General features: G+C 42.3%; 4 protein-coding genes. All 4 read right to left on the minus strand.

What is annotated here, in order from left to right; all coding sequences use genetic code 11:
• Positions 1-380, minus strand: a 380-nt coding sequence (locus A3739_RS08095; protein WP_156502466.1) for a hypothetical protein, incomplete at its 3' end; no start/stop codon positions are given.
• A gap of 57 nt (positions 381-437) precedes the next feature.
• Positions 438-827, minus strand: a complete 390-nt coding sequence (locus A3739_RS08100) for a hypothetical protein (protein WP_068476213.1) — start codon at positions 825-827, stop codon at positions 438-440.
• 92 nt (positions 828-919) lie between these two features.
• Complete coding sequence (locus A3739_RS08105; RefSeq protein ID WP_082878322.1) at positions 920-2,032, minus strand: suppressor of fused domain protein; 1,113 nt, start codon at positions 2,030-2,032, stop codon at positions 920-922.
• 4 nt (positions 2,033-2,036) lie between these two features.
• Positions 2,037-2,317 (minus strand): hypothetical protein (locus tag A3739_RS29700; protein WP_197472197.1); only part of this gene is annotated, 281 nt, incomplete at its 5' end.

Consider the following 2,317-nt stretch of genomic DNA (forward strand, 5'->3'; position numbering starts at 1 on the left):
TCATTCATATCATTTTTATGAAAAATAATGCGTGGGAGATGGTAGTAAATGGCATTAGGATCTCCTTTGTTGTATTGAGTTCGTCGTCTTACATATTTCAATTTTTGTTGGAAAAACGGAGATTTCTCGAGATGTAGATCTAAATAAGCTTGTAGAAATTCGTCTTCATCAAACGCCCAGCTCAATTGTTTAACAGAAAACAAATCTGGATCACTTGCTTCCTCAAATTCTCTATACGTATCTAAATAAAAAGTCCAAAAGGCATATCCTAATCTATAAAAATCTTCGTTATCAAAAAGATTAAGAATCGCTTTTTGAATCTCTTTGTTGGGCGCTGCGCCGTCAGGAAAAACATTGCTAACGGCTTGTACAAATACCACGGGATGCTTACTTAGCCCACCTTGTATATCTAAGAAAAGGGCCTCTTCTTTCCCCGTTCAGCCTGTAGAGAAACCCCTTTTCTCTCTGATTTTTGATATAATATCGGCATCAACACGGAGTGTTTCTGTAAATCTGAACACGCTGTGTAACAAGTGAGCTGTATCATTTAGTGAGTCAACACCAACAACGGAAGTAGGATGCAGCGTTAACTCGGCGTTCGTTTGAGATTGCCATTCTTCTTTTAAAAAGTTATCTCGTAGATACACACCTTCAGCAATCACCATCCTTGACAATTCTTTGATAATCTCAACCTGGCGTACTGCTTGATACTCCGATTCCGCATTCAAGATTTCTTCAAAGTCATATACATCCGCCTGAAGTACTGAAGCCCCAGACAGTAGCAAAAAAGTGATTACGCGACCTAAACTCATAAAATAACTACTCATTGTTATTGTTGCTTGTCATAACGACATCTCTGTACTTTTACGCACTAACCATTTCCCGCAAACAGGCAGTCGATCCAGTACCTTTATAAGGACTACACAACGCTCTTTCTCGCTAGGTCAATCGTCATTGGCACATCATTTTTTTCGAATACCTGAAACAAAGCTTGCGCTCCGTGCTCTTGATAGAAAGCAAACTCTTCGGCATGGATTGGGATAATTTTATACAGATTTCCTGTAACGCCACTTTCTTCGAAATGCGTGCGTTCACGCAAGACAAGCAGCACTGAGAGTTTCGAGCCCTCAGTGATAGGTTCTCCTAGATCGATCGTAAAAAAATCTCCGTGAACAAGTCCTTCTATTTCCACCAAATTCTCGGCTAGGTTCAGTAAAAAATTGAAAGGCCATGCGGCAGTACTGTCTTTGATGGAATCTGGAGAAAGCTTATCGGTAAAAGGCCAGAGCAACATGATCTCGGACGGAATGCCCGATCGAATAGCATGCCTCATCCCATCACTCACCAAGATCTGGCAGGACTGGTCATACGCTTTAATATGACGAACGGCAATATTTGATTTAGCGACAATGCGTGTTATTTGCCTTCCTTCAAACTCGCCATAATACTGCTTGAGAATCGTATAAAAGTCTTTTGCGTCTTCTGAGTTGCTTACACTAGCCTCTTGCACGTTTTCTTGGGGTTCTTGTGGCAGTTCCACTGGCACGCCACGCCGTACTAGCTCATCAACAAAGCGCTGCCGTTCTTCACCAAAGGATTGTGCATAGGTCATGGGGTTGTAGTTAAAGTGCCCCCAATGAATATCCGTCCTCGCTCCTCGATCTAAGAGAATGGTAAACGCTTCAAAGTTATCGTAAGAAATAGCTGTAGCAATCGGGTAATCGCGGGATCTCACTCCATCAACTTTGGCTCCAAGTGTTAAAAGTAATTCGAACGCCTCCATAGATTTGGCTTCTCCGCGTAACGCTGATGTGAGTACAGAGATCTTTCCATTATCCCCATCTGCCTCCAATCCCATATCGGTTAAAAGGTGAATCATATCCACGCGGCCATAGTGTGCAGCTAGATTTAACCAGGTTTCGGACTGATGCGTCCCAAATAGTAATTCGGGCTCCTTCTCTAACTCAGCCTTTAAACCCTCTATATCGTCGCTGTAAATCAAGAAGTACATTTTCCTGGCTAATTCTTTCATTACACTAATCTTCCTGATCTCTATTTTGAAACAGCTCGCCTTTACTATATAAGTCTCTAGCCTGGTTCAAGATTTTAATGGCATGGTTCTTTCCCAACTCTTGGCCATATTGGTCACCCATTTGCTTTGCCTCACTCAAGGCTTCAAAAATCGCCTTCTGCTCTTCAGTTGTATGCAACCCTTCCCAGTTATGCGGCGCCCAAGAGAGATTCTCTGGGCCTGCATACCAATCAATATCAAACGACTCGAGTATATCAATGGAGCCTTGGGAGTATACATAACGAG

This window comes from Oleiphilus sp. HI0067, from assembly GCF_001635735.1.

Excerpts from the sequence above, each read along its gene's own strand:
- A3739_RS08100 (WP_068476213.1), bottom strand. The coding sequence starts at position 827 with ATGAGTAGTTATTTTATGAGTTTAGGTCGCGTAATCACTTTTTTGCTA.
- A3739_RS08105 (WP_082878322.1), bottom strand. The coding sequence starts at position 2,032 with ATGAAAGAATTAGCCAGGAAAATGTACTTCTTGATTTACAGCGACGAT.